The sequence below is a fragment of the Mesorhizobium sp. M8A.F.Ca.ET.021.01.1.1 genome, from assembly GCF_003998025.1.
GTDB lineage: Bacteria > Pseudomonadota > Alphaproteobacteria > Rhizobiales > Rhizobiaceae > Mesorhizobium.
The window spans coordinates 1-998 of sequence record NZ_RZSJ01000992.1 but is presented as its reverse complement, the minus strand read 5'-3'; the positions used below and the strand labels follow the sequence as shown (position 1 = coordinate 998).

2 pseudogenes are annotated in these 998 nt (G+C 66.3%); both read right to left on the bottom strand.

What is annotated here, in order from left to right:
* Positions 1–378 (bottom strand): annotated as a pseudogene (locus tag EOA36_RS36100) (NADH-quinone oxidoreductase subunit F); the annotation flags it as partial.
* A gap of 10 nt (positions 379–388) precedes the next feature.
* A pseudogene (locus tag EOA36_RS36095) lies at positions 389–998 on the bottom strand (NADH-quinone oxidoreductase subunit E); the annotation flags it as partial.

Sequence of the window (998 nt, the reverse complement as noted above, 5' to 3'; positions counted from 1 at the left end):
GCGCACATAGATATAGGCGGCAATCGCGCCCATGGCGAAGCCGGCCAGAAACGCGCCCTCGACCAGCGTGTGCGGATCGTTGCGCAGGATGTCGCGGTCCTTGCAGGTACCGGGCTCGGACTCGTCGGCGTTGATGACGAGATAGCTCGGCCGGCCGTCGCTCTGCTTGGGCATGAACGACCATTTGAGGCCCGTCGGGAAGCCGGCGCCACCACGGCCGCGCAGGCCCGACGCCTTCATCTCGTTGACGATCCACTCACGCCCTTTGGCGACGATACCGGGCGTGTTGTCCCAGGCGCCGCGTGCCATGGCGCCGGCCAGCGACTTGTCGAAGAGGCCGTAGATGTTGGTGAAGATGCGGTCTTTGTCCTGAAGCATTTTTCGTCCCTCAGACCGGCTTCTTGCCGAAGACGCGGATGTATTCGGCGACGCCGCCCTTGGCGAGCGCCTTGGCTTGGGCAACCCAGTTGTCGCGGTCGATGCGGCCCTGGAAGGAGAGATAGCCATCGACCCATTCGCGCTCGGCCTTCTTCCACGACGCGACTTGCGCGAAGGTGAAGATGCCAAGCGTATGCAGGGTGCCCTCGATCTTCGGGCCGACGCCGGAGATCAGCTTGAGATCGTCGACCGCGGCCGGCCTGTCGATACCGGCCGGACGGTTCTTGTCCTCCAGCGACGGCTTTGCCGGCTTCGCGGCTGGCACCTTGGCTTCCGGCGCCTTGAAGGCCGATGCCGGTTCGGCCTTGGCCGTCGGCCCATTGCGCTGCTTGGAAACCTTCTCGACCTCAGGCGCTGCCGTATTCGCGTTGGCCGCCGAATGCAGCGGCGCCGAAACGCTCGCCGCCTTTTCCGCCGCCGGCGCCACCTTGGTCTTTGAAGGCGTCTTCAGCGCCGGGCTGGTCTCGGGCGCATCGGTTTTCGGCTTGCTGGCATTGGACGGCGCGACAGGGGGCGTGGGAGCTACAGCCGCGGGGGCCGGCACGGCCGCCGCGATGATC